This is a genomic window from Mesorhizobium sp. NFR06, assembly GCF_900115245.1.
Classification (GTDB): domain Bacteria; phylum Pseudomonadota; class Alphaproteobacteria; order Rhizobiales; family Rhizobiaceae; genus Mesorhizobium.
Genome location: NZ_FOVT01000004.1, coordinates 358,821 through 380,794, shown reverse-complemented (window position 1 = coordinate 380,794; position 21,974 = coordinate 358,821). Strand labels below are relative to the sequence as shown.

Genomic DNA, 21,974 nt, shown 5'->3' with positions numbered 1-21,974 from the left:
CGGTCCAGGACAGCGCCTTCGTCGCCGCCGATCCGGCGGCGCTGGCCGAGATCCTGTGCCTCCAGGAAGAGCGCGTCGTCGCTCGCGACAACACAGTCGCCTTCGCGCGGCTCAGATTGCAGCTGCCGCAAAGTCCGATCCGACATCACTTCGTCAAAGCCACGGTCAAGATCAGGCAATATCCTGATGGCACGTTCGCAATCTTCCACGGGCCGCGTCGCATTGCGGCATATAGCTCCGATGGCACCCCAATCCAGAACTGCCGTCAAATCGGCAGAGCTGCGTGAACCGCTTCGACGCAAACTGAAGCGGACAAATGATGTGCTACCAAACCGGACAACTTGATTAGCTACCGACATGTTTTTGGCAACAGCGCATGCCCCCCGAGAAACTGGAATCGATATCCGGAAGGATCGTGCGCGGTGCCGAGTGCGACAGCGATCCTTGCGCGTCCGAAAGGACGCGCGCCGCTGAAGTGCAGGTCGGCGAAGCGCGTGGGGCGGTTTTGGGAGAACGACGGGCAGCCTCAAAGCCGCCGGTCGAATCCGCTTCGACGCGACGCACCGCTTGGAGGCCCCAAAAGACAAAACCCGCTGGACGAGGTCCAGCGGGCTTGGAACCGGAAACGAAGCAAGCGTCTCGACGGCTCTGCTTGCATGTCCCAGCCCGGCCTTGCGGTCGGGCTGCGTCTGATTACACCGCCTGGCGGGCGATACGCTCGATGTCGGCACGATTGATGCCGAGGTCGCTCAGCTGGCGGGCATTGAGCTTGTTCAGCTCGCGCACGGTCTCGTTGTACATGCGCCACTTACGGAAAGCACGGATCGGGTTCATAATGGTTCTCCAGTCGTTTGGTCAAATCGTTTGATGCCGCGTAAATAGGCACGCTTGCCTACAATTTGAACGGACGCTTTTGCATGGCCGCAATGCGTTTTGTGCAATGCAGCATTAAGCCTTTGTTCAGCTTGGTGCGCCCCGCAGGCGGGGTCGAGATTCAGGTCAGGCCGAGGCGAGAATGGTGGCTTCCGAGAACCGGCCTTCGCCGGCCGTAGCCTTCATAGATCGCATACACTTATGAGGGCCTCGGCCGGCGAAGGCCGGAGCGGAGCGTACTTATAGTAAGTGAGCACCGGGAGCGGAGGAAGCCGCCATTCACAGTCCGGCCTCACCTGAATCTCGGCCCCGACTAGCCGACGTCGAGGACTATCTTGCCGATATGCTCGCCCTCCTCCATCCGCTCATGCGCCCGCCAGGCTTCGGTCAGCGGAAAGATCATGTCCATGACCGGGGCGACCTTGCGCGTGCCGAGCAGCGGCCACACCTGGGCCTCCAGCGCGGCGGCGATCGCCGCCTTGAACTCGACGGTGCGCGGCCGAAGCGTCGAGCCGGTATGCGTCAGTCGCTTCACCATGATCTTGGAGAAGTCGGCGCTGGCTACGGCGCCGGCCTGCAGCGCGATCTGGACGATGCGCCCTTCAATGGCCGCGGCATCGTAATTGCGCCCGACATAGTCGCCGCCGACCATGTCGAGGATGACGTCGGCACCCTTGCCGCCGGTCGCATCCTTCACGGCGGCGACGAAATCCTCCTCGCGGTAGTTGATCGCGCGGTCGGCGCCGAGCTTGAGGCAGGCGTCGCATTTGTCCTTGCTGCCGGCGGTGGTGACGACATAGGCGCCGAATGCCGAAGCGAGCTGGATGGCGGTGGTGCCGATGCCGGACGAGCCGCCATGGACAAGCAGTGTCTCGCCCTTTTTCAGGCCGCCGCGCTCGAACACATTGTGCCAGACGGTGAAGTAGTTTTCCGGAACCGCCGCTGCTTCGGAATGCGTGAATCCGGCCGGCACCGGCAGCACGCTGCCCGCATGCACCTTGACATATTCGGCATAGCCGCCGCCTGGCGTCAGCGCGCAGACCCGGTCGCCTAAACGCCAGCGCGGTACCTCGTCGCCGAGCGCCACGATTTCGCCCGAAGCTTCGAGGCCCGGCAAATCGGACGCGCCCGGCGGGGGCGGATAGGCACCCTTGCGCTGCTGCACGTCCGGCCGGTTGACGCCCGCGGCATGCACGCGGATCAGCACCTCGCCCGGGCCGGGCACCGGCACGTCGCGCGTTTCAGGCTTCAGCACTCTCGGGCCTCCAGGCTGCGAGATCGCGATGGCCGTCATCTTCGCCGGAATCTTACGATCGTTCGCCATGGCTTTCCCGTCTCCTCGAATCTGTCCCGCCGCCGGCGGTTTGCATCGGCGCCCCTGCCCTATGTATGCTGATTGCCGGATCAGGCAAATGGCCAAACAAGGGAGGAGCGACGATGGCGATTTTCGACGACGAACCCGAGAAAAAGCGGCGCCCACACGAGATCGGCCAGGACCTGTCGCTGCTGTCGGTTGACGAATTGGCCGAGCGCATCGCCCTCCTGCGCGACGAGATCGCCAGGCTGGAAGCCGAGCGGGCCGCCAAGGGCGCTACCAAATCCGCGGCCGAGGCACTGTTTCGTAGGGGATAGTTTCGCCGGCGTGTCCGCCCGCCCCGGAAAAGCCTGATTGCGACTGCCAGACCTGCGCCCCGAAATTCCAGCCGGATCACTCATGTTTGCAACCTACAGACCGATCCTTTCGCTGCTTCGCGGCACCGCGTTCCTGCTCGCGGCCTCCGGCCTGCACGGCCTGCTGCTGCCCTTGCGCGGACAGATCGAAGGCTTCTCGACCGCATCGCTCGGCCTGATGGGCACGGCGTGGGCCGGCGGCTTCGTCGCCGGCTGTTTCTTCGCGCCGCGCCTGGTGCGCCGCGCCGGCCATGTCAGGGCCTTCGGCGCCTTCGCTGCGTCGGGCGCGATCATCGCGCTGCTGACCGGCCTCATCATCGACGAGTATTTCTGGATCCTGCTGCGCGCCTTCACCGGCTTCACCATGGCCGGCGCCTTCATGGTCATCGAGAGCTGGCTGAACGAGAAGGCCACCAACGAGAACCGCGGCACCGTCTTCGGCCTCTATATGATGGTCACCTATGCCTCGATCATGGGCGGCCAGATGATCGTCGCCGGCGGCGATGTCAGGTCGGCCTCGCTGTTCATGATCACCGGCATCCTGTTTTGCCTGTCGCTCATTCCGACGGCGGTCTCGACGCAGTCGACGCCGAAGCCGCTGCAGGACGTCAAGCTCGACGTCAAAGGCCTCTACGCCAATTCGCCCGTGTCCGCGGTGGCCTGCGTTCTCATCGGCATCGCCAACGGCGCCTGGGGCACGCTGGGCGCCGTCTATGGCGCCCGCATCGGCATCTCGACCGCGGAGATCGCGCTGATGATGAGCCTCGTGGTCGTCGCCGGCGCCGCCATGCAGCTTCCCGCCGGACGCCTCTCGGATACAACCGACCGGCGCTTCGTGCTGGCCGGCGCCGCCTTCGGCGCGGCTCTGGTCGCGTTGCTGATCTTCCTGTTCGCGCCGCGTTCGGGTGTCTTCGTCATCGTGATGACGGCCGCCTATGGCGCTTTCGCCTACACGCTCTATTCGATTGCCGTCGCCCATGCCAACGACCACGCCCGCTCCGAGGACTTCGTCAAGGTTTCCGGCGGCCTGCTGTTGCTCTACGGCTTCGGCACGATGATCGGCCCGCTGTTGGCCGCCGCCTTGATGGGGACGGTGCGTCCGGAGGGGCTCTTTCTGGCGACTGCCCTCGCCCATCTCAGCCTCGCCGGCTACACGCTGCTGCGCATCCGCGCCCGCGCGCCGGTGCCGATCGAAGACCGCGATGCCTTCAAGACCCAGCCTGCCGACCGCGCGGTCACGCCCGAGGCCTTGCGGCTCGATCCTCGCAGAAAGGTTGAAACCAATAGTTGAGATTCGGGGAACTTTGCCCCACAAATAAAGGCATGATGTTTTCTGACGCCTTCATGGCGATAGCCGATCCCAACCGGCGCTATCTCTTGGAAGAACTCCGGCGCGGCCCGAAGACGGTGAACGAATTGGCGGCCGGATTGCCCGTCTCACGACCGGCCGTTTCTCAGCATCTCAAAGTCCTGCTCGACGCCGGCCTGGTCAATGCCAAGGCCGAAGGTACAAGGCGCGTCTATACTGTCAGCAGCGCCGGCTTCGTCAGGCTCAACATCTGGCTCGACCAGTTTTGGGAAACAGCGCCGGGGGAATGACTTAATGCATGTCGTCCGAGAGTGTGAGCGGTCTTGGGACAACGACATGCATCAAGACTAAGACTTAAAGCGCGGCGCCGTTTCAGCGCGACGCGCGAGCATGATGCTCCGCCAACTGCTCAGAGCCTCAGTTCGCTGCCGCCAGTGCCGCGCCGAGCGCGTCGAGCAGTTCGCCCGTTCCATGCTCACGCGTGGCCGGTGTGTCGATGCCGTCGAAAAAGGCCCCTTGCTCGGTCAGGACAAGTCGCGTGCCCTTGCCTTCCGCGATGAGCTCGATCGTCGCGAGTGAAACAGAGACCCTGGTTTCGCCGAACAGCAGCTCGTAGCTGTAGACAATGCGCCGGTTCGGCACGATGTCCTGATAGACCGCGTTGAAGAAATGCATTTGTCCGTCGCTGGGGCAGCCGGCGTTCACCTCGCGGCCGCCAACACGAAAGTCCATCTCATGCCGGCTCGGCATCGGATTGTCGGGATCGACGAACCAGCGCTTCTTGGCCGCCGGATCGCTCAGCGCGAAAAAGACCTTCTCGGGCGCCGCCGGATAGACTCGTTCGACGACGAAGGTGGAATGGACGACGGATCGTTCGCTCATCTCGAATCCTTTCAGGTTTCGTCTTTGGTTTCAGCGAGGAAATCGCCGAGACGGTCGAGCCGGCGCTCCCAGGCAAGGCGCCGCTCGTTGATCCACCGCTCGGCGGCCCTGAGCGCCTTCGGCTCGATCCGGCAGGTCCGCACGCGGCCAAGCTTTTCGGTCCTCACCAGGCCGCTTGCCTCGAGTACGTTGAGGTGCTGGACGACGGCCGAAAGCGACATCGCCAGCGGTTCAGCCAACTGGCTGACCGACGCCGGCCCGCGCGACAGCCGCTCCACCATCTGCCGCCGTGCCGGATCGGCGAGCGCCTGGAACATCAGGTCGAGCTGGGCGGGATCGTGCAGCATTGAGGCTAGCCGTCGTTGTAGGGGAAGAGCTTGAAATAGGGCTGCGCTTCCTCGATCACACGGGCGAAGGACGGGCGCGCCAGCAGACGGTCGTGGTAGCGTTTCACGGCCGGGAACCCGTCGCCGAACGGCTCGACCTTGTTGGCGTAGAACAGCGCCGGCGACGCGGCGCAGTCGGCCATTGTGAAGGTCTCGCCCACCGCCCAGGTCTTGGCCCGCATCTGCTCTTCGACGATGGCGTAGGAATTGCGCAGCTGCGCACGGCACTCCTCGACGCCGAACGGGTCTACCTTGTCCTTGGGCCGAAGCCTGTCGCCTACGATCTTCTGCATCGGGTGCTGCACGTAGAAATCGTAGAAGCGATCGGCCTGACGGACCTGAAGCGCGAGATCGACATCGGCGGGAACGAGCTCTACCGGCCCGGGATAATGCGCGGCAAGATATTCGACGACGATGGTCGATTCCAGCACGGTGCGGCCCCGCGCGTCGTCGTGCAGCGCCGGCATCTTGCCGGTCGGCGATATCTTCAGAAAAGCCGCGCGCGAGGCTTCGTCAGCGAGGTCGACGATGACCGGCGTGAACCGCGTGCCGTTCTCATAGGCCGCGATCAACGGCTTCCAGCAGAAGGATGCCAGGGGATGGAAGTACAGCGTCAGGGACATTTTTCTCGTTCTCTTGCGCATTCGCGGATCGGATAAATACTGAAGTAACTACTTCACTATTGAGGCGGACTGTTCGAGTCAAGACAGTCGTTCGCTAGCCGTGGGTGGCGATGGCCTCGATGATTTGCCGCCAGTCGTTGCGGTGCAGTTCGTGGCCACCGCCTTCGATCCGCACCAGCCTGGCGCCCGGAACCGCATTCGCCAGTGCCTCGCCATGCTCGAACGGAAAGAGAGGATCGGTCGCGCCGTGGATGACGAGCAGCGGCACGGTCAAATCCTGCACCGTCCGCTTCGGACCTTCGCTCTTCAGCGCAAAATGGTTGGTCGCGCTGGCGAGACCGCCGGAACGGCCGTAATCCTCCTCGATCATCGCGCGCGTCCGCGTCTCGTCGAACGGATGCAGGCTGCTGGCAATTGCGCGCGCGTCCCTGACCATGAAATCGAGCACCTGCCGCCGGTCCGACCAGTCGACGTCACCACCCGCGGCTGAATGTTTCCTGTAGGCCTCGCTCATCCCCGGCAGCTTGGACGTGTCGACGCCCAGCGGCGAGCTGGAGATCACGGTAAGCGCGCTGACGCGTTCTGGATATTTCAACGCCACGATCTGGGCGATCATGCCGCCCATCGACATGCCGGCGACATGCGCCTTGGCCACGCCATGGTCATCGAGAACGCGCATCGCATCGTCGACCATGTCCTCGAACGTATACGGCGGATTGCCCGGCGTGTATTTCGTCGACTGGCCGGTATCGCGATTGTCGTAGCGGATGACGAAGCGGCCGCGCTCGGCAAGTTGCCGGCAAAAGGCCTCGGGCCACCAGAGCATCGAGGCCATGGCGCCCATGACCAGAAGAATTGCCGGGTCGGCCGGATCGCCGAACGTCTCGGACACGATCTCAGGGCGTTGCGCTGTCGCGGTCATCCATTCCTCCTCCTATCTGCTTGCAATTTGCAATCAGTTGCACGATAATGAAACCGATATCATAATGCAACCGGTTTTTTGGAGATCGTCATGAACACAGAGCACCGCTCCGGCTGCCCCATCAATCTGTCGCTCGAAGTGTTTGGCGACCGCTGGAGCCTGATCATCCTGCGTGACATGATCTTCGGCGGCAGGCGCCATTTCCGCGAAATGCTCAATGGATCGCTGGAAGGCATCGCCTCCAACATCCTCGCCGACCGGCTGAAGCGGCTGATGGAGCTCGGGCTGCTGACCAAGGCGGACGATCCCAGCCACAAGCAGAAGGCAATCTACAGCCTGACCGAGATGGCGATAACCCTGGTGCCGATCATGGCGCATCTCGGCGCCTGGGGACGGGTCTGGCTGCCGGTGAGCGAAGAACTTTCGATCCGCGCCGAATTGCTGGAGAAAGGCGGCCAGCCGCTATGGGAGCAGTTCATGGACGAACTCCGCCATGAGCATCTGGGGCTGCCGTCAAAGACGCCGCCAGGCATGCCGACCGTGCGCCAGCAATTGCGGGAAGCCTACGAGGCTGTGCTCGCACGAAAAGCCGAGGCCGTCCCCCTCATGCCGTAGGCTGACCACTTATTTTCCCACTTGCCGGCATTTCCCTGCTATCAAGGGAAAATTGGGTATCGCGATTTGCGGATTGGATTTTGCGCGTGGCCGACAACTCCAAGGACGCCGCGCGTGCGCGCGCCGATCTACGTTTCAAGAAGCAGGAAGAGGCAGCCACCCTTCGCGAGAAGGCGATGGCGGAATATGCGGCCGAAACCGACGCGCGCAAGGCCAAGACGATGAAGCTCAAGGCGCTCCGGCTGGCCAAGGAAGCCGAAGATCTGGCTAACCCTTCGCCGGCCACAGCCCGCAAGCCGGCGCGCTCGAAGAAAAAATAGAGCAGGCACCAGCCCTATATCGCGTCGCGTCGAAACGGAGTCGGGCGACGCGTTTTGAGCCCTGCGTCGGTGCATGTCGATCGCCCAAATCCGCTCCGCGCATTTGAGCGACATACGTCAGTTCAGATTGATGTCGCGGCTTGCCGACCGCATCGACACCGAAAACCCGGCCAGCACGTCGAACAGCGCGATGACCATCAGCGTGAAGAACACCGAATGCGCCGCGCCCTTCACCAGCAGGAACTCGACCAGGAAGGCGATGAACACCACCGTCGACAACAGATGATCCAGGATCGATGCGTTGGTGGTGCGGACCGATTTTGAGATCTCGACGAACAGGAAGATCAGCCCGATCAGCACCATCAGGTCGCCAATCGTCATCGAGAAGACGCCGCCCGACATCATGCGGAACGAGAGCATTTCGGTCATCCAGGGATCGTCGCCGCCGCCGAACAATCCAAGCAGTCCGAGATTGTAGAGGACGAAGGGCACGATCAGCAGCGGTATGGCACCGAACATCTGGGCGACTCCAATGGGGCACCCCCTTTTGTAAAATCCGCGGCAAGCGCGCCGTCAAGGTTTTTCGCCGGCGCGGCGAACACGCTCTAAGACCTAATGAAATAACGATGTCAGCCGGTTGCCTGCCCGACATAGCGCCCCTCAAGCCACCGGCGAATGATCCCTGGTGCTTGAAACAGGCCGCGCACGGCGGCGGCATGGAACACCGACGGGTCTCGCCCGACTGCGTCGGCGGACCATCGAGGTCGCCAAAAACAAAAAGACCGGCCAGAAGCCGGTCCTTTGAAAGCTCACAAGCCGTGGAAGCTTCTCAGCTTTCCTTCGGTTCCAGAACCTGGCGGCCGCGGTACATGCCGGTCTTCAGGTCGATGTGGTGCGGCCGGCGCATTTCGCCGGAATTCTTGTCCTCGACATAGGTCGGGGCCTTGAGGGCGTCGGCCGAGCGGCGCATGCCGCGCTTCGACGGAGAGGTTTTTCTTTTTGGAACGGCCATGGATATGCTCCACTACATGGTCAAAATGCCCCGGCAACCCTCGCGAAAGGGCCGCATCGAGGCCATAATCTGAGAAAGTCGGGTGCCTATACACGCCTTGCGCCGTTTTGGCCAGCGCCGCCGTGAAAATTTTTGAGCCGGCGCCTCCTCGCTTTAATCCAGACAACCGACATAGGCGCCGGAGCGGCCGGCCCGGCGCTCGATGAGGGAGGCCAGCCGCCGCAAACCCGGCCCCGGCCTGGCCGGGTTGCGCGCGATCGGATTGGGCAAGCTGACGGCAAGCAGCGCCGCCTGCCGGCGCGACAATTGCTTGGCCGAGACACCGAAATGATGCTGCGCGGCGGCCTCGATGCCGTAGATGCCCGGCCCCCATTCGGCGACGTTGAGATAGATCTCCATGATCCTGCGCTTCGACATCACCGCATCGAAATAGACCGCCAAGGGCAACTCGACCACCTTGCGCACGCTGCTGAGCGGCCGCGCCCATAAAAAGAGGTTCTTCACCGTCTGCATGGTGATGGTGGACGCGCCGCGCGTCGCCTCGCCGGCCAGCGCGTCGTCGACGACGCCGCGCAATTCGCCCAGATCGACGCCGCGATGGAAGCAGAACTGCCCGTCCTCCGACATGATCACCGAATGTGCCAGCACCGGCGCGACGTCGTCGATCGACACCCAGCGCCGGTCGTAGCCGGAGAAGGTCACGAGGTCTTTCAGCATCAGCGTCGAAACCGGATGCACGAAGGGCGGCAGGTAGAGGAAGGTGAGCACGACCGGGATAGCCGCCAGCACCAGCGCCACGATCAGGCAGCGCCGCGCGATGCGGTTCAGACCGGCGCGGTTCAGGCGCCGCGGCCGCGCCATGTCCAGCCCTTCGCTTTCATGTTCGACGATCGGTTCCGTCAAGCCGCCCCACCCGTGCCTCGCCCTCTCCGGCATAAAGGCGCGAGCCTGCTTGCGCAATGTCTGAGTGTCGGCTACCGCTCGCGGCCATGAGCAAAGACGACGAGATCGCCTTCGAATCCGCGCTTTTTATGCGCGCCGCTGCCGTCGAGACCCGGCTGCGGCAGGTCCTCGACGGGCATCCGCTCGCCGGCGAAATCTCCCGGCCCGAGCGCCTGATGGCGGCCATGCGCCACGGCGTGCTCAATGGCGGCAAGCGGCTGCGCCCTTTTCTGGTCATGGAAAGTGCCGCGCTGTTTTCTGCCGATGGTGACGCCGCGCTCCGCGTCGCCGCGGCGCTCGAATGCGTGCATTGCTATTCGCTGATCCATGACGATCTGCCGGCGATGGACGACGACGATTTGCGCCGCGGCCAGCCGACCGTGCACAAGGCCTTCGACGAGGCGACCGCGATCCTCGCCGGCGACGCGCTGCTGACTTTAGCCTTCGACATCATCGCCGACGAAGCAACCGGCCTGCCGGCCGAGCACCGGGCGGCGCTCGTGCTGGCGCTTGCGCGTGCCGCGGGCGCCGGTGGCATGGTCGGCGGCCAGATGCTCGACCTCGATGCCGAGCGCAGACGGCCGGACGAGGCCGGCATCATCAGGTTGCAGGCGATGAAGACCGGCGCGCTGATCCGTTTCGCCTGCGAGGCCGGCGCGATCGTCGCCGGGGCACCACCCGCCGACCGCGAGCGGCTGGCCGAATTCGGCTCGGCGATCGGCCTTGCCTTCCAGCTTGCCGACGACCTGCTCGACCTGACGGCCGACGCAAAGCAGATGGGCAAGGCGACGAACAAGGACGCCGCCGCCGGCAAGGCGACGCTTGCCGCCCTGCACGGGCCCGACTGGGCGCGCGAGCAGCTCCACGGCCTGATCGACCAGGCGCAAGCGCTGCTCGAACCGTATGGCGAACAGGCGGATATGCTGAACGCGGCGGCGAAATTCGTGGCCACGCGCAACAGCTGATAGCGCGGCGCCACAGGCGACCGCGAATGCCAGCCCGGCACCGATACGATCTTCGCAAGCTTGCCTCTGCGAAATGCGGGATGCCCACGCCAGGAAAGCGCGCAGCCGCGGAGCGAGCTGCCGGTTCTGTGGATAGAGCGCCGACGGCGGCTCTGATTGTTCGCCCTGTGCGAATACTGCTGTCAATGGCGGGGTGATTATCCGGCATCCTCAGCAATCTATATCCGGACCAGGACAACGAACGGAGATCGACCCGTCCGATGACGGCCTCGCCGACTTCCATCCATCGCCGTGAAGTCCAACTCGAAAGGATCCAGGAATGCCCTTTGCCAACTTCAAGACGCCGGCGGCCGCCCTCACAAAAGCGCAGAAGGAAGACCTAATCCACAAGACCACGCAAATGTTCGTCGACTATTTCGGCGAGCGTGTGCGCCCCTACACCATGGTGCTGATCGAAGAAGTCCCCGATGGAGGCTACGGCCGCGCCGACGAAGTCTTCATACTTCCCGACGCCTATCGGGCGAAGGACACTCCCTGATTTGACCCGGCGAGCCGCTGGCCAAGTGGCTCGCGCTTGTCGGCAACCCAACTTGACCCGGCGCGCCCGGTCATCATGGCGCCACCAACGAAATCTTAATGTAAATCAAGCGTAATCCCGGCCATTAAAATTGTGCGTATGTGTTGGGGTTGCGCATGCCGGAATATCCCTCGTTCGTCCGGTCGATCCGGATCCGCTACATTTCTGGATTGCTGATCTTCGCGCTGGCTTCGGCGGCAGTGATGTTCGCGCTCAACCGCGTGAACTCCTACCGCCATGAAGTCGATGCGCTAAGCGGCAATTTCGTCATCTTTTCCCGCGACCTGCGCAACGCCACCAATTTCGCCGAAACCACCGGCACCGCCTGGCGGACCGAGACACGCGATGCCCTGGCGGCCGCCGCGCGCGGCCACTCCGAGCGCCTGATGGGGGAGATCGAGACCCTGAACGCGCAGCTTGCCGCGATCAGGCCGCGTCTGTCGAAAAGCACCGTCAATGCGTTGGACACCGCCTCGGTGAATGGCGACCTGTTCTGGTCCGCGCGCGACATGGTGCGCAACTTCAACCTGATGTCGGCGGCGCAGAAGGTCGACGAATGGAGCTATCGCGAGATCCGCAACCAGAACGATCTTTTCGCCCAGCCAATGCTGGTGCGCGTGCGCACCGCGCTCGACGACGAGCGGCGCCTTGCCGACGCCTCCAGCGACCGGCTGCTCTTGTGGGCGAGCGGCCTGCTGATCGCGGTGATCGCCATCGCCGCGGTTCTGATCTTCCGGCCGATGGAGAACGCGATCCGGCGCGCCTTCGCCGAAACCGCCGCGTCGCTGTTCAAGGCCGAAGCCGCCGACCGCGCCAAGTCCGAATTCCTCGCCAATATGAGCCATGAGATCCGCACGCCGATGAACGGCGTGCTCGGCATGGCCGAGTTGCTCGCCAAGACCGAGCTGACGCCGCGCCAGAAGACCTTCACCGATGTCATCGTCAAATCCGGCAACGCACTCCTCACCATCATCAACGACATCCTCGACTTCTCGAAGATCAATGCCGGCCAGCTGACGCTCGACCCCGCCCCCTTCCGCCTGGCGGAAGCGGTGGAGGATGTGGCGACGCTGGTGTCGGCGCGCGTCGCCGAAAAGAACCTCGAGCTCATCGTGCGCGTCGACCCGCGCCTGCCGGCTTTCGTCGTCGGCGATGCCGGGCGCTTCCGCCAGATCGTCACCAACCTGCTCGGCAACGCCGTGAAGTTCACCGAGAAGGGCCATGTGCTGGTCGATGTCAGCGGCGACGTCGTCGACGGCGTCGTCCAGCTCAAGGTTCGTGTGGAGGATACCGGCATCGGTATCCCCGCCGAAAAGCTGCAAAACGTGTTCGAGAAATTCGCCCAGGTCGACGGCTCCTCGACCCGCCGCCACGAAGGCACCGGGCTTGGCCTGGCGATCGGCGCCCGGCTTGTCGACCTCATGGGCGGCAAGATCGGCGTCGAGAGCGAGATCGGTCGCGGCTCCGTGTTCTGGTTCGCCGTGCCGCTGCCGGCGCATGACCAGGAGGCGCGCAACGACCTCGTGCCGGTCGATGTCACCGGCGCCCGAGTGCTGGTCATCGACGACAATCCGGTCAACCGCGAGATCCTGCTGGAGCAGCTGCGAAGCTGGAGCTTCGACTGCGCCGCCGCCGAAAGCGGCGCCGTCGGTCTCGCTTTCCTCGACCGCGCCTGCCAGCTCGGCGCCTCGGTCGACTGCATCATCCTGGATTACCAGATGCCCGGCATGAACGGCGCCGATGTCGCGAGAGCCATCGCCGCCGACAGCCGGTTGGCTGGCATTCCGGTGGTGCTGCTCACCTCCGTCGACCAGGTCGATTTCGGCAGGCTGGTGATCGATTTCGGCATCGTCGCGCATCTCACCAAGCCGGCGCGCTCGGCGGTGCTGCTCGGCACGGTGATTGCCGCGATCCAGAAGGCGCGCACGCAAGGCGCCAAGGCGCATTTCGTGCGCGAGCCGGTCGTGACCCAGGCGGCCCCACCGGCCTTCACCGTCATCCGCGGCCCGGCAGTGCCGGTGCCTGCGGCCCCGGAATCGACCGCCGCCCCGAGCGGGCCGATCGACATTCTCATCGCCGAGGACAATGACGTGAACCAGCTGGTCTTCGGCCAGATCCTCAATGGTTTCGGTCTCAGCTACCGCATCGCCGGCAACGGCCGCACGGCGGTCGAGATGTACCGCTCGCTGCGCCCTCGTCTTGTGCTGATGGACGTCTCGATGCCGGAGATGAACGGCTATGAGGCGACCCGCGCCATCCGCGCGATCGAAGCGCAAAACGGCGATCACACGCCGATCATCGGTGTCACCGCGCATGCGCTGAAGGGCGACCGCGAGAAATGCATCGAGGCCGGCATGGACGACTATCTGCCGAAGCCGGTATCGCCCGACCGCCTCGGCGCTAAGATCGGCACGTGGTTGAGCGAAACGGTGGCGGCCAAGACGGCTTAGCCGTGACCGGGCCGATCAGCGCAAACGCCCGATGGGAATGATCTCCGGCGAGCTGTCAACATAAGGTTCGCCACGCCAGTTGCCGAGCCAATGCTCGACCAGAAGACCGGCCTCGTCCAGCATCCTGGCGATATCGTCTTTTGTCGGGAATGCGATCTTGGATTCAGCCCCCAGAACCTGTCGTCTCCCTGAGACCTCATAGAAGGTCGAATAGGTGACGACGCCGGTGGCGGCATCGCGTTCGACGTCATTCCATGATTTGACCACGCCAAGGTTCGGATGCGTCAATATCCGTTCGGAGCGCTGCGGCGTCCATTCCAGCCACTCCTTCACAGTGGGGTTTCGGCTGTCGAAAATGAAGCGTCCTCCGCTCGCAAGATGCGCTGCGATCGTGCGCAGGACTGCGCCCTGGTCCTCTTTTGTCAGGAAGACCTGAAACGCATGTCCGGTCAGCAGCACCAGGTCGAAGCGCCTTCCGAGCCGGACGGTTCGCGCATCGCCCTCGACCCACTCGACCTTGTCTCCCCCGGGTCTGCCGCGCCCGACCTCGAGCATCGGCAAGGCAGGATCGACTCCGGTGACACGGCGTCCGTCGCTAAGGGCCGCAGCCAATTGCCCGGTACCGCAGCCGAGATCAAGAACCGAGCGTGTGTTGACGGCAAACTCAAGACAGTAATTGAAATCGTCGCCGCCTACGTTCTCGATGTCGTAAAACTGAACGAGTTCGGGGTCGCTGTAGAGTCTGTCGGTCATGGCTGTCGCCTATAGCCGAAATTGCGGCCGGATGCGAAGGCTGCGACAGAACGCTCCGCGCGCTAGCCGCGGCGGAAAGGCTCCTTCTCGAGGCCGTGATGCTGCCGACACCGTTGAGCAGGACGACTTTCGCTGTCATGTCTTGACGCCCCTGTCTTGATGCTTCACCGGTTGCGCAGCACCACGCAGGCGCCGCCGACGCTGTGCAGCTTGCCGCAGATGCCGTCGGCCTCGGCACGTGAGTCAGCGCCGATCCTGACCGCATAGATGCCGCGCCGGCCGATCGGCGTGCGCACCCGGCTCACCACCGGGTCACGGCTGGCGAGCAAGGTCGGGAACCGGCCCCTGACCCTCAGCCATTGGCCGATCGCCGCCGAACGGCGGAAATTGCCGGCCACCTGGACACCCCACGGCTTGACGTTGATCGAGGCCATGGCGATGGTCCGCGACATGATCACCGGCAGACTGCGGCAGGCGACCGCGAAGCTCGTCTTCGGGTCGAGCGGCTGGATGGCGCCGGCGTAGGAAGCATCCGAGAAGTTGTCGACGGGTTCGCCCATGACGTCGAGGACATAGCTTTCCGTCTCCATCGGCAGGAAGCCGCCTGAGGCGAGCCAGCGCGACACCCGGTTCTCGCCGGCATTGTAGGCCGCCGCCGCGAGGCCGAGATTGCCGTAGCTCGCCTTCATCTCGGCAAGATACTTCGCCGAAGCCGGAATGGCCTGCTCGATGTCGAAGGAGTTGGCCAGGCCGCGCATCTTGGCGGTGCCCGGCATGAACTGCGCGATGCCTTCGGCGCCGACCGGGCTCACCGCATTCGGATCGAAGCGGCTCTCCTTCCAGATCAGCCGCGCGAAGAAATCCTTGGGCAGGCCGTTGTGTTCGGCCTGGGTCTCGATCAGTTCGCAGACGCGGTTGATGAGCCGCTTGGCGGCCGACCGCGACTGCGGCGGATCGGCCAGTGCGTTACCGGTCGAGCACAGCCCCAAAAGCAGGAAAAGCGTCGCCTTCAACAAACGACGCATAGGCTTATTCCGCGGCGGCTTTGCCGTGTCCGTACCGCTGCTCGATATAGTCGGCGACCATCTTTTCGAAGTCCTGCGCGATCGAGGGGCCGCGCAGCGTCGCCGCCTTCTTGCCGTCGATGAAGACGGGCGCCGTCGGCGTTTCGCCAGTGCCGGGCAGCGATATGCCGATATCGGCGTGCTTGGATTCGCCGGGACCGTTGACGATGCAGCCCATCACCGCGACCTTGAGGTTCTCGACGCCGGGATATTTTTCGCGCCACACCGGCATGTTTTTGCGGATGTCGGCCTGGATGCTCTGGGCGAGTTCCTGGAACACGGTGGATGTCGTGCGCCCGCAACCGGGGCAGGCGGCGACGATCGGCACGAACTGCCGGAAACCCATGGTCTGCAAGAGTTCCTGCGACACCTGCACCTCGCGGGTACGGTCGCCATTCGGCTCTGGTGTCAGCGAGATGCGGATCGTGTCGCCGATGCCTTGCTGCAGAAGGATGCCCATGGCGGCGGACGAAGCGACGATGCCCTTGGTGCCCATGCCGGCTTCGGTCAGGCCGAGATGCAGCGCGTGGTCGGAACGCGTCGCAAGCTCGGCATAGACGGCGATCAGGTCCTGCACGCCGCTGACCTTCGCCGACAGGATGATCTTGTCGCGGCCAAGCCCGATCTCTTCCGCCATCTCGGCCGACAGGATCGCCGATTGGACAATCGCCTCGCGCGTGACCTCCTGCGCGGTGAGCGGAAAGCCCTTGGCCTGGTTGTCGTCCATCAGCCGGGTCAGCAGCTCCTGATCGAGCGAGCCCCAGTTGACGCCGATGCGCACCGGCTTGTCATATCTGATCGCCATTTCGACGATCGCGGCAAACTGGCGGTCCTTCTTGTCCTTGAAGCCGACATTGCCGGGATTGATGCGGTATTTCGCCAGCGCCTCGGCGCAGGCCGGATGATCGGCCAGCAGCTTGTGGCCGATATAATGAAAGTCGCCGACCAACGGCACCTCGATGCCGAGCCGCAACAGCCGCTCGTGAATGTGCGGAACCGCCGCGGCGCTCTCGTCGCGGTCGACGGTGATGCGCACGATTTCGGAGCCGGCGCGATGCAGCGCCGCGACCTGGGCGACAGTCTGGTCGACATCGGCGGTGTCGGTATTGGTCATCGACTGCACCACGACCGGCGCGCCGCCGCCGACCATCACGCCGCCGACCGATACGCCGACCGAAGCGCGCCGCGGGAAGGGAGAAGAAAAATATCCGGTCATGCCGGCCGCCTCTATCAGGGAGTTCCGGGCATGAGGTGGCGGAGCAAAGATGGCTTGTCAATGGCAAGCGATAGGCAAGGTCGGCAAATACGCTGCCCGCCATTCAGCCGCCATGTGGCTCAGCAGGAATATCGGGCCACAAGATGCACGCTCAAAGCGGTCACAAATTCAGCGCAAAACACTCGGCCGGTGGCATTGCTTGCCACCGGGAGGCTGCACCGCGGCGGGAGCGGTGATGTTGCCTAAAGGAGCTTCAGTGTGCGGTCGGTTTCGCCTTCAGCTTTTCAATCTCGTCCTTGATTGCCAACTTGCGCCGCTTGAGAGTGGCGATCTCGAGGTCGTCTACCGACGGATGATTCATCGCGTCGACAAGCTCACGCTCGATATCGCCGTGCTTTCGTTGCAGCTCGTCAAGATGGGATGCAAGAGACATGATTGGTTCTCCCTTTCATGGTTTCCTCGATTGCAGCCGTCGCAGGCGCCTCCACCGCAGGTTGCGACTGTGACGGCACAATGACAGTTTGCCACCAACCGATCTTGATGTCGAATGCCACGTGGTAGCATTCCACGACAAAGTGAAATGTGGTAAGGGCTGCGCGCCGGTCACAGAAGTTGCAAACCCACCGGTCCCGCCCAAACAGCCCGATTGGGCGATGCATACGCAGACGGTAGATAATGTCCGAACAGGAACAGGCTGAAATACGCCTCGAATATTCCCGGCTCAAGCAAGAACACGCCGATTTCGACGCCGCCATCAACGCGATGATCGCCATGGGCTGCGACCCGCTTCAGATCCAGCGCATGAAGAAGAAGAAGCTTCTTCTCAAGGATCGGCTGATGGCGCTGGAAGACCGTATCATTCCCGACATCATCGCCTGAGCCGAATGTGGAGGCCGCGCCCCAAGAGGCTGCGGACCCCGCTGACGGCCAAGGGGCCCGCAGCCATGACAATCCTTGCGGCAGCAGGCGAATTCCGCTAAGGCGCGCCTTTGCCGCCGGGAGCGAAAACCTTGACCGATCAGCGTGCCGACGTCGCCATCATCATGGGCAGCCAGTCCGACTGGGCGACGATGCGCCAGGCGGCGGAAACGCTGGAGGCGCTGGGCATCCCGCACAAAAGGCTGATCGTCTCCGCCCACCGCACGCCCGACCGTCTCTACGAGTTCGCCAAGGGCGCAAAGGCCGCTGGCTACAAGGTGATCATCGCTGGCGCCGGCGGCGCGGCGCATCTGCCCGGCATGACGGCGGCGATGACGCCGCTGCCGGTCTTCGGCGTTCCGGTCGAATCCAAGGCGCTGTCTGGCCAGGACTCGCTGCTCTCAATCGTGCAGATGCCGGCCGGCATTCCGGTCGGCACGCTGGCGATCGGCAAGGCGGGTGCGGCCAATGCGGCGCTTCTCGCAGCGGCGGTGCTGGCGCTCAATGACGACAAGCTCGCCGCCCGGCTCGACGCCTGGCGCTCGGCGCAGACCGCCAAGGTCGCCTCCGAGCCGACGGACGCGCCATGAGCTTGGCTCCAGGTTCAACCATCGGCATCATCGGCGGCGGCCAGCTCGGCCGCATGCTGGCGATGGCCGCGGCGCGCCTGGGGTATCGCACAATCATTCTGGAGCCGCAGGCCGACTGCCCGGCGGCGCAGGTCGCCAACCGGCAGATCGTCGCCGCCTATGACGATCCGGCAGCCCTGGCGGATCTCGCCGCCGCCAGCGCGGTGGTCACCTATGAATTCGAGAACGTCCCGGTCGCTGCTGCGGAGGCGCTCGCGGCAACGGCTCGGGTCTTTCCGCCGGCACGCGCGCTCGAAGTCGCGCAGGATCGCGTCACCGAGAAGAGCTTCCTGAACGGCATCGGCATCCCGACGGCGGCGTTCTGCCCGGTCGACAATGATGATCAACTGACCGAGGCCCTGAAAAAATTCAGCGGCAGCGGCGTCCTGAAGACCCGCCGCATGGGCTATGACGGCAAGGGCCAGCGCGTCTTCCGCAACATGGAAACGGTCGGCTTCGCCGGCGTCTGCGAGGCGATGGGCGATGTGCCGCTGATCCTGGAATCGCTCGTCGCGTTCGAGCGCGAGATTTCAGTCATCGCCGCGCGCGGGCTCGACGGAACCATCGCCGCCTTCGATCCGGCCGAAAATGTCCACCGCGAAGGCATATTGCGCAGCTCGACCCTGCCGGCAGTCATCCGCCCGGAAACGGCCGCCGCCGCCAAGGATGCCGCTGCGAAAATCCTCTCCGCGCTCGACTATGTCGGCGTCATCGGCGTCGAGTTCTTCGTCCTTGCCGACGGCTCGCTTCTAGCCAACGAGCTGGCGCCGCGCGTGCACAATTCCGGCCACTGGACCGAGGTCGCCTGCGTCATCTCGCAGTTCGAGCAGCATATCCGCGCCGTCGCAGGCCTGCCGCTGGGCTCGCCCGCCCGGCATTTCGACTGCGTGATGGAAAACCTGATCGGTGACGACATGCTGAAGGTGCCGGCGCTGCTCAACGAGCCCGACCTGATGCTGCATCTCTACGGCAAGGCCGAGTCGCGCCCCGGCCGCAAGATGGGCCATTTCACCCGCATCGTTCGGGCGCGATAACCCTGGCTTACTGCATATTCTGGTCTTCGTCCCCATCCGGGTTGGCGCAGCTCGGATCGCTTGACTTGCAGTTGGCGTCGGCGGCGAGCTGCTTTATGCGCGCGTCGGTAAGCCGCATCAGGCACTGCGACACCTCCATCGGATGGATGGAGCCGCCGTCGCTGTCGGCCGTCGAATAGGCGCATTCGGCATCGCGGAAAGCGATCCAGGCGCGCTGCGCCGTCTGTAGGAGCTTGTTCGAGGCCTGGTCGTTGCGCCCGACAAGATCCTTGTAGGCGGCGTTGAGCTTGGCATCGGCCGCCTGGTAATCGGCGTCGGCGCAGATGTTCATCATCGATTGGCTGTCGTCGTTGCGGTCGCAGTCCTCCGCCCGGGCGGCCGGGGCGGTTGCCAGAAAGGCAAGGCAGGCGGACAGAAAGAGGCGGCGCATGGAGACCTCGGGTCGCTTGGCGTTGGGTCACCATCCCAGCCGCTCCCGAGTCGCGCAATGCCGTGCTGCGCGGATGGCGAACATTTGATAGGCTGCGCCACTTGTGGCATTCGAATACGCGCACGTGGTTGACACGGATAAGGCTCCTCGTTTATGAGCCACGCAAGTTCAAAGGCGCGCTTTTTCCGGGCGCGCCTTTAAAATTCGGCCCGGGACGGGCCCTGACCGAACAGGCAAGACCATGAAGATCAAGAATTCGCTCAAGGCGCTCAAGGCGCGTCATCGCGACAACCGGCTGGTTCGCCGCAAGGGACGCATCTACATCATCAACAAGACCGCTCCGCGCTACAAGGCGCGCCAGGGCTGACGCTTGCGCGTGGCTGATGCCTGTCGCCCAAAGCTGCGCAGCGGTTTTGGGAGACATGCGCCGCGCTGATGTCGATTGCCGGTTCGCCGGCCCTCTCACGCTAAAATCATTTGGACGATCCGCCGTCCGGGATTAGATTCCGGCGATGCGGATTCGTTTTGCTTTTCTCACCGCTCTTTTGCTGTCCGGAACGGCCCTGCCCGCTTGGACCGAAGAGCAGGTCACGCCGCCTTCGGCTACCCCTCCCGGCACCGAGCCGCCGCCGGCCGCCACCCCACCGTCAGTGGCCCCGACCAAACAGGGCCGTCTCGACCAGCTCTTCGCCGAGTTGAGGCGCGAGCGCAACGAAAAGGCCGCCGAGCGCATCGCCGGCCGTATCTGGAACGAATGGAACCAGTCCGGCAGCGCCTCGATCGACCTGATGATGCAGTGGGCGCAAAAGGCGACGGAAGACCAGAAATTCGACGTCGCGCTGGATTTCCTCGACCAGGTGGTGACCTTGCAGCCCGACTATGCCGAAGGCTGGAACCGTCGCGCCACCGTGCATTTCCTGATGAAGAACTACGGGAAGTCGATGGCAGACATCGACCGGACCCTGCAACTCGAGCCGCGCCACTTCGGCGCGCTTTCCGGCCTGGCGCAGATCATGGCCGACACCGGCCACAAGCAATCGGCGCTGGAGGCGTGGCAGAAGGTGCTGGCGATCTATCCGATGATGCGCAGCGCCCAGAACCAGGTCTCGACGCTTTCCGAAGAGCTGGCCGGCGAAGGCATTTGATGCAGTAGGAATTATGCAGTAGGGGAAGGGAAAGAGCACCTACTGCCTACTGCCTACTGCCTACTGCCTACTGCCTACTGCCTACTGCCTAAAACCAAACTCCACCACCTCTCGTATATCCCCGCATGAACCTGATCTGCGCCGCGCTCCTCTTCCTCGTCGCGCTCCTCTTTGCCCTTGCTGGCGTTACCCGCGCCGGCGTCTGGTCGATCGAGCGCCGTAACCCTCCTGCCGGCGAGTTCGCCGACATTAACGGCGCGCATATCCATTACGTGCATATTCCGGCCGCCTCGCACGCCGATCTTCCCCCGGTCGTCTTCATCCATGGCGCCAGCGCCAATCTGAAGGACCAGATGGTGCCGCTTGGGCCGGCGCTCGAAGGCCGCGCCGACATGCTGTTCGTCGACCGCCCGGGCTTCGGCTGGTCCGAGCGCGGCAACAACGAAACGCTTGCCGCGCAGGCGGACACCATTGCCGCGCTGATGGATCGCCTCGGCATCGACAAGGCAGTCATCGTCGCCCATTCCTTCGGCGCCGCGATCGCCACCGCTTTCGCCCGAGGGCATCCCGACAAGACGCTGGGCCTGGTCTTCATCTCGCCTGCCAGCCATCCTTGGCCAGGCGGCGCGACCGCCTGGTATTACAAGCTCGCCGCCACCCCCGTAATCGGCTGGCTGTTTTCCGAGACGTTGGCCTACCCGGCAGGCATGCTGCGGATAGGCGGCGCAACGGCCTGCGTCTTTTCGCCGAACGATGTTCCGCACGGCTATCTCGAAAACGCTTCGATCCCGCTGGTGTTGAAGCCATCCGCCTTCCGCGCCAACGCCCGCGATGTCGCCCAGCTCTACGCCTATGTCCGTGCCGCCTCGCCTGGCTACCGCGAGATCAAGGCGCCGACCGTCGTTATCTCGGGCGACCGCGACAAGGTCGTCTACGCCACCATCCATTCGGTCGGCCTCGGGCGCGACATTCCCGGCGCCTTGTTGGTCTGGGTCCGCGATCTCGGTCACAAACCCGACTGGATTGCGCCAGGCCTCGTCGTCGGCGCTATCGAGAAGGTCGCTGGCGCCCCGGTCGATCTCCAGGCCCTGGCGAAAACCGTGGAAGACCGGATCGCCGGCGATGCCTATGACGACGGAAGATGCCCCGACATCAAAGTGCCCGACGCCGAGCTCGCGCCGGGCTGAACTCGAAGGTTCAAGCGCCAAGGGCGTGTTGAGCTTCGGGTCAGGCCGAGT

29 protein-coding genes are annotated in these 21,974 nt (G+C 64.0%); 15 read left to right on the top strand and 14 right to left on the bottom strand.

The genetic code is table 11. From position 1 onward, the window contains the following. The coding region (locus F3H96_RS10785; RefSeq protein WP_210248152.1) for a hypothetical protein at nt 1–287 on the top strand (287 nt) is incomplete at its 5' end. A gap of 406 nt (nt 288–693) precedes the next feature. Here F3H96_RS10785 and F3H96_RS10780 read toward each other — a convergent pair. Beyond that, the gene (locus tag F3H96_RS10780; RefSeq protein WP_071074868.1) at nt 694–834 is read right to left on the bottom strand and encodes a DUF1127 domain-containing protein; all 141 of its coding nucleotides are present in this window, start codon (nt 832–834) and stop codon (nt 694–696) included. A gap of 352 nt (nt 835–1,186) precedes the next feature. Beyond that, the gene (locus F3H96_RS10775) at nt 1,187–2,197 is read right to left on the bottom strand and encodes an NAD(P)H-quinone oxidoreductase (RefSeq protein ID WP_149791911.1); all 1,011 of its coding nucleotides are present in this window, start codon (nt 2,195–2,197) and stop codon (nt 1,187–1,189) included. 113 nt (nt 2,198–2,310) lie between these two features. On the opposite strand from F3H96_RS10775, the gene F3H96_RS10770 reads away from it, so the two are divergent. The 3 genes from F3H96_RS10770 to F3H96_RS10760 all read left to right on the top strand — a co-directional run bounded on the left by F3H96_RS10770 (nt 2,311) and on the right by F3H96_RS10760 (nt 4,143). Next, a complete protein-coding gene (locus F3H96_RS10770) occupies nt 2,311–2,505 on the top strand; it encodes a DUF1192 domain-containing protein (RefSeq protein WP_149791910.1) in 195 nt (64 codons plus the stop codon). A gap of 82 nt (nt 2,506–2,587) precedes the next feature. After that, nucleotides 2,588–3,835: an MFS transporter gene (locus F3H96_RS10765; protein ID WP_149791909.1), complete on the top strand. Its 1,248-nt coding sequence runs from the start codon at nt 2,588–2,590 to the stop codon at nt 3,833–3,835. A gap of 32 nt (nt 3,836–3,867) precedes the next feature. Further along, nucleotides 3,868–4,143 (top strand): metalloregulator ArsR/SmtB family transcription factor, encoded by a 276-nt coding sequence (locus tag F3H96_RS10760; protein WP_149791908.1) that lies wholly within the window; start codon nt 3,868–3,870, stop codon nt 4,141–4,143. Between the two features lie 127 nt (nt 4,144–4,270). Here F3H96_RS10760 and F3H96_RS10755 read toward each other — a convergent pair whose 3' ends face one another. The 4 genes from F3H96_RS10755 to F3H96_RS10740 all read right to left on the bottom strand — a co-directional run bounded on the left by F3H96_RS10755 (nt 4,271) and on the right by F3H96_RS10740 (nt 6,666). Beyond that, nucleotides 4,271–4,735, bottom strand: coding sequence for an SRPBCC family protein (locus tag F3H96_RS10755; protein WP_149791907.1), 465 nt, complete (start codon nt 4,733–4,735; stop codon nt 4,271–4,273). An 11-nt stretch (nt 4,736–4,746) separates the two neighbouring features. Further along, nucleotides 4,747–5,082 carry a metalloregulator ArsR/SmtB family transcription factor gene (locus tag F3H96_RS10750; RefSeq protein WP_149791906.1) on the bottom strand — a complete coding sequence of 112 codons (336 nt, stop codon included), beginning with the start codon at nt 5,080–5,082 and terminating at the stop codon, nt 4,747–4,749. A 5-nt stretch (nt 5,083–5,087) separates the two neighbouring features. Further along, nucleotides 5,088–5,744: a glutathione S-transferase family protein gene (locus F3H96_RS10745; protein WP_149791905.1), complete on the bottom strand. Its 657-nt coding sequence runs from the start codon at nt 5,742–5,744 to the stop codon at nt 5,088–5,090. Between the two features lie 94 nt (nt 5,745–5,838). Beyond that, nucleotides 5,839–6,666, bottom strand: a complete 828-nt coding sequence (locus F3H96_RS10740; RefSeq protein WP_149791904.1) for an alpha/beta hydrolase — start codon at nt 6,664–6,666, stop codon at nt 5,839–5,841. A 90-nt stretch (nt 6,667–6,756) separates the two neighbouring features. Here F3H96_RS10740 and F3H96_RS10735 point away from each other — a divergent pair, with 90 nt between their 5' ends. Beyond that, nucleotides 6,757–7,281 carry a helix-turn-helix domain-containing protein gene (locus tag F3H96_RS10735; RefSeq protein WP_149791903.1) on the top strand — a complete coding sequence of 175 codons (525 nt, stop codon included), beginning with the start codon at nt 6,757–6,759 and terminating at the stop codon, nt 7,279–7,281. A gap of 86 nt (nt 7,282–7,367) precedes the next feature. Further along, nucleotides 7,368–7,601, top strand: coding sequence for a hypothetical protein (locus F3H96_RS10730; RefSeq protein ID WP_149791936.1), 234 nt, complete (start codon nt 7,368–7,370; stop codon nt 7,599–7,601). Nucleotides 7,602–7,718: 117 nt separating this feature from the next. Here F3H96_RS10730 and F3H96_RS10725 read toward each other — a convergent pair whose 3' ends face one another. The 3 genes from F3H96_RS10725 to F3H96_RS10715 all read right to left on the bottom strand — a co-directional run bounded on the left by F3H96_RS10725 (nt 7,719) and on the right by F3H96_RS10715 (nt 9,474). Continuing rightward, nucleotides 7,719–8,120, bottom strand: a complete 402-nt coding sequence (locus F3H96_RS10725; RefSeq protein WP_149791902.1) for a hypothetical protein — start codon at nt 8,118–8,120, stop codon at nt 7,719–7,721. Nucleotides 8,121–8,430: 310 nt separating this feature from the next. Next, nucleotides 8,431–8,613, bottom strand: a complete 183-nt coding sequence (gene rpmF / locus F3H96_RS10720; protein WP_006203806.1) for a 50S ribosomal protein L32 — start codon at nt 8,611–8,613, stop codon at nt 8,431–8,433. 153 nt (nt 8,614–8,766) lie between these two features. After that, nucleotides 8,767–9,474: a transglycosylase domain-containing protein gene (locus F3H96_RS10715; RefSeq protein ID WP_188131350.1), complete on the bottom strand. Its 708-nt coding sequence runs from the start codon at nt 9,472–9,474 to the stop codon at nt 8,767–8,769. Nucleotides 9,475–9,602: 128 nt separating this feature from the next. On the opposite strand from F3H96_RS10715, the gene F3H96_RS10710 reads away from it, so the two are divergent. The 3 genes from F3H96_RS10710 to F3H96_RS10700 all read left to right on the top strand — a co-directional run bounded on the left by F3H96_RS10710 (nt 9,603) and on the right by F3H96_RS10700 (nt 13,547). Further along, the gene (locus tag F3H96_RS10710) at nt 9,603–10,520 is read left to right on the top strand and encodes a polyprenyl synthetase family protein (RefSeq protein WP_149791900.1); all 918 of its coding nucleotides are present in this window, start codon (nt 9,603–9,605) and stop codon (nt 10,518–10,520) included. A gap of 319 nt (nt 10,521–10,839) precedes the next feature. After that, nucleotides 10,840–11,058, top strand: a complete 219-nt coding sequence (locus F3H96_RS10705) for a 4-oxalocrotonate tautomerase family protein (RefSeq protein ID WP_149791899.1) — start codon at nt 10,840–10,842, stop codon at nt 11,056–11,058. A gap of 155 nt (nt 11,059–11,213) precedes the next feature. Continuing rightward, entirely contained in the window at nt 11,214–13,547 is a 2,334-nt protein-coding gene (locus F3H96_RS10700; protein WP_149791898.1) for a response regulator, read from the top strand. 15 nt (nt 13,548–13,562) lie between these two features. Here the strand turns inward: F3H96_RS10700 and F3H96_RS10695 are convergent, their stop codons facing one another. The 4 genes from F3H96_RS10695 to F3H96_RS10680 form a co-directional block, all read right to left on the bottom strand. After that, nucleotides 13,563–14,300 (bottom strand): class I SAM-dependent methyltransferase, encoded by a 738-nt coding sequence (locus F3H96_RS10695; RefSeq protein WP_149791897.1) that lies wholly within the window; start codon nt 14,298–14,300, stop codon nt 13,563–13,565. A gap of 164 nt (nt 14,301–14,464) precedes the next feature. After that, the gene (locus tag F3H96_RS10690; protein ID WP_149791896.1) at nt 14,465–15,325 is read right to left on the bottom strand and encodes a lytic transglycosylase domain-containing protein; all 861 of its coding nucleotides are present in this window, start codon (nt 15,323–15,325) and stop codon (nt 14,465–14,467) included. A 4-nt stretch (nt 15,326–15,329) separates the two neighbouring features. Next, entirely contained in the window at nt 15,330–16,580 is a 1,251-nt protein-coding gene (gene ispG, locus F3H96_RS10685; protein ID WP_149791895.1) for a flavodoxin-dependent (E)-4-hydroxy-3-methylbut-2-enyl-diphosphate synthase, read from the bottom strand. A 253-nt stretch (nt 16,581–16,833) separates the two neighbouring features. Beyond that, a complete protein-coding gene (locus tag F3H96_RS10680; protein ID WP_149791894.1) occupies nt 16,834–17,013 on the bottom strand; it encodes a YdcH family protein in 180 nt (59 codons plus the stop codon). Between the two features lie 242 nt (nt 17,014–17,255). Between F3H96_RS10680 and F3H96_RS10675 the strand changes: the two genes are divergently transcribed. From F3H96_RS10675 to F3H96_RS10665, 3 genes are all read left to right on the top strand, one after another. Further along, a complete protein-coding gene (locus F3H96_RS10675) occupies nt 17,256–17,459 on the top strand; it encodes a DUF465 domain-containing protein (protein WP_027166663.1) in 204 nt (67 codons plus the stop codon). A 131-nt stretch (nt 17,460–17,590) separates the two neighbouring features. Further along, nucleotides 17,591–18,088, top strand: coding sequence for a 5-(carboxyamino)imidazole ribonucleotide mutase (gene purE, locus F3H96_RS10670; protein WP_149791893.1), 498 nt, complete (start codon nt 17,591–17,593; stop codon nt 18,086–18,088). Beyond that, nucleotides 18,085–19,161, top strand: coding sequence for a 5-(carboxyamino)imidazole ribonucleotide synthase (locus F3H96_RS10665; protein ID WP_149791892.1), 1,077 nt, complete (start codon nt 18,085–18,087; stop codon nt 19,159–19,161). Before purE ends, F3H96_RS10665 begins: the two co-directional genes overlap by 4 nt. A gap of 7 nt (nt 19,162–19,168) precedes the next feature. On the opposite strand, the gene F3H96_RS10660 is transcribed toward F3H96_RS10665, so the two are convergent. Next, nucleotides 19,169–19,591, bottom strand: coding sequence for a lysozyme inhibitor LprI family protein (locus F3H96_RS10660; RefSeq protein ID WP_149791891.1), 423 nt, complete (start codon nt 19,589–19,591; stop codon nt 19,169–19,171). A gap of 241 nt (nt 19,592–19,832) precedes the next feature. Here F3H96_RS10660 and ykgO point away from each other — a divergent pair, with 241 nt between their 5' ends. From ykgO to F3H96_RS10645, 3 genes are all read left to right on the top strand, one after another. Further along, nucleotides 19,833–19,958 (top strand): type B 50S ribosomal protein L36, encoded by a 126-nt coding sequence (gene ykgO / locus F3H96_RS10655; protein WP_040974291.1) that lies wholly within the window; start codon nt 19,833–19,835, stop codon nt 19,956–19,958. A gap of 145 nt (nt 19,959–20,103) precedes the next feature. Then, the gene (locus F3H96_RS10650; protein WP_149791890.1) at nt 20,104–20,736 is read left to right on the top strand and encodes a hypothetical protein; all 633 of its coding nucleotides are present in this window, start codon (nt 20,104–20,106) and stop codon (nt 20,734–20,736) included. A 125-nt stretch (nt 20,737–20,861) separates the two neighbouring features. After that, nucleotides 20,862–21,923 (top strand): alpha/beta hydrolase, encoded by a 1,062-nt coding sequence (locus F3H96_RS10645; protein ID WP_149791889.1) that lies wholly within the window; start codon nt 20,862–20,864, stop codon nt 21,921–21,923. Nucleotides 21,924–21,974: the final 51 nt, after the last annotated feature.

Coding starts and splice junctions, on each gene's coding strand:
- F3H96_RS10780 (WP_071074868.1), bottom strand. CDS start 834: ATGAACCCGATCCGTGCTTTCCGTAAGTGGCGCATGTACAACGAGACC.
- F3H96_RS10775 (WP_149791911.1), bottom strand. CDS start 2,197: ATGGCGAACGATCGTAAGATTCCGGCGAAGATGACGGCCATCGCGATC.
- F3H96_RS10770 (WP_149791910.1), top strand. CDS start 2,311: ATGGCGATTTTCGACGACGAACCCGAGAAAAAGCGGCGCCCACACGAG.
- F3H96_RS10765 (WP_149791909.1), top strand. CDS start 2,588: ATGTTTGCAACCTACAGACCGATCCTTTCGCTGCTTCGCGGCACCGCG.
- F3H96_RS10760 (WP_149791908.1), top strand. CDS start 3,868: ATGATGTTTTCTGACGCCTTCATGGCGATAGCCGATCCCAACCGGCGC.
- F3H96_RS10755 (WP_149791907.1), bottom strand. CDS start 4,735: ATGAGCGAACGATCCGTCGTCCATTCCACCTTCGTCGTCGAACGAGTC.
- F3H96_RS10750 (WP_149791906.1), bottom strand. CDS start 5,082: ATGCTGCACGATCCCGCCCAGCTCGACCTGATGTTCCAGGCGCTCGCC.
- F3H96_RS10745 (WP_149791905.1), bottom strand. CDS start 5,744: ATGTCCCTGACGCTGTACTTCCATCCCCTGGCATCCTTCTGCTGGAAG.
- F3H96_RS10740 (WP_149791904.1), bottom strand. CDS start 6,666: ATGACCGCGACAGCGCAACGCCCTGAGATCGTGTCCGAGACGTTCGGC.
- F3H96_RS10735 (WP_149791903.1), top strand. CDS start 6,757: ATGAACACAGAGCACCGCTCCGGCTGCCCCATCAATCTGTCGCTCGAA.
- F3H96_RS10725 (WP_149791902.1), bottom strand. CDS start 8,120: ATGTTCGGTGCCATACCGCTGCTGATCGTGCCCTTCGTCCTCTACAAT.
- rpmF (WP_006203806.1), bottom strand. CDS start 8,613: ATGGCCGTTCCAAAAAGAAAAACCTCTCCGTCGAAGCGCGGCATGCGC.
- F3H96_RS10715 (WP_188131350.1), bottom strand. CDS start 9,474: ATGGCGCGGCCGCGGCGCCTGAACCGCGCCGGTCTGAACCGCATCGCG.
- F3H96_RS10710 (WP_149791900.1), top strand. CDS start 9,603: ATGAGCAAAGACGACGAGATCGCCTTCGAATCCGCGCTTTTTATGCGC.
- F3H96_RS10705 (WP_149791899.1), top strand. CDS start 10,840: ATGCCCTTTGCCAACTTCAAGACGCCGGCGGCCGCCCTCACAAAAGCG.
- F3H96_RS10700 (WP_149791898.1), top strand. CDS start 11,214: ATGCCGGAATATCCCTCGTTCGTCCGGTCGATCCGGATCCGCTACATT.
- F3H96_RS10695 (WP_149791897.1), bottom strand. CDS start 14,300: ATGACCGACAGACTCTACAGCGACCCCGAACTCGTTCAGTTTTACGAC.
- F3H96_RS10690 (WP_149791896.1), bottom strand. CDS start 15,325: ATGCGTCGTTTGTTGAAGGCGACGCTTTTCCTGCTTTTGGGGCTGTGC.
- ispG (WP_149791895.1), bottom strand. CDS start 16,580: ATGACCGGATATTTTTCTTCTCCCTTCCCGCGGCGCGCTTCGGTCGGC.
- F3H96_RS10680 (WP_149791894.1), bottom strand. CDS start 17,013: ATGTCTCTTGCATCCCATCTTGACGAGCTGCAACGAAAGCACGGCGAT.
- F3H96_RS10675 (WP_027166663.1), top strand. CDS start 17,256: ATGTCCGAACAGGAACAGGCTGAAATACGCCTCGAATATTCCCGGCTC.
- F3H96_RS10665 (WP_149791892.1), top strand. CDS start 18,085: ATGAGCTTGGCTCCAGGTTCAACCATCGGCATCATCGGCGGCGGCCAG.
- F3H96_RS10660 (WP_149791891.1), bottom strand. CDS start 19,591: ATGCGCCGCCTCTTTCTGTCCGCCTGCCTTGCCTTTCTGGCAACCGCC.
- ykgO (WP_040974291.1), top strand. CDS start 19,833: ATGAAGATCAAGAATTCGCTCAAGGCGCTCAAGGCGCGTCATCGCGAC.
- F3H96_RS10650 (WP_149791890.1), top strand. CDS start 20,104: ATGCGGATTCGTTTTGCTTTTCTCACCGCTCTTTTGCTGTCCGGAACG.
- F3H96_RS10645 (WP_149791889.1), top strand. CDS start 20,862: ATGAACCTGATCTGCGCCGCGCTCCTCTTCCTCGTCGCGCTCCTCTTT.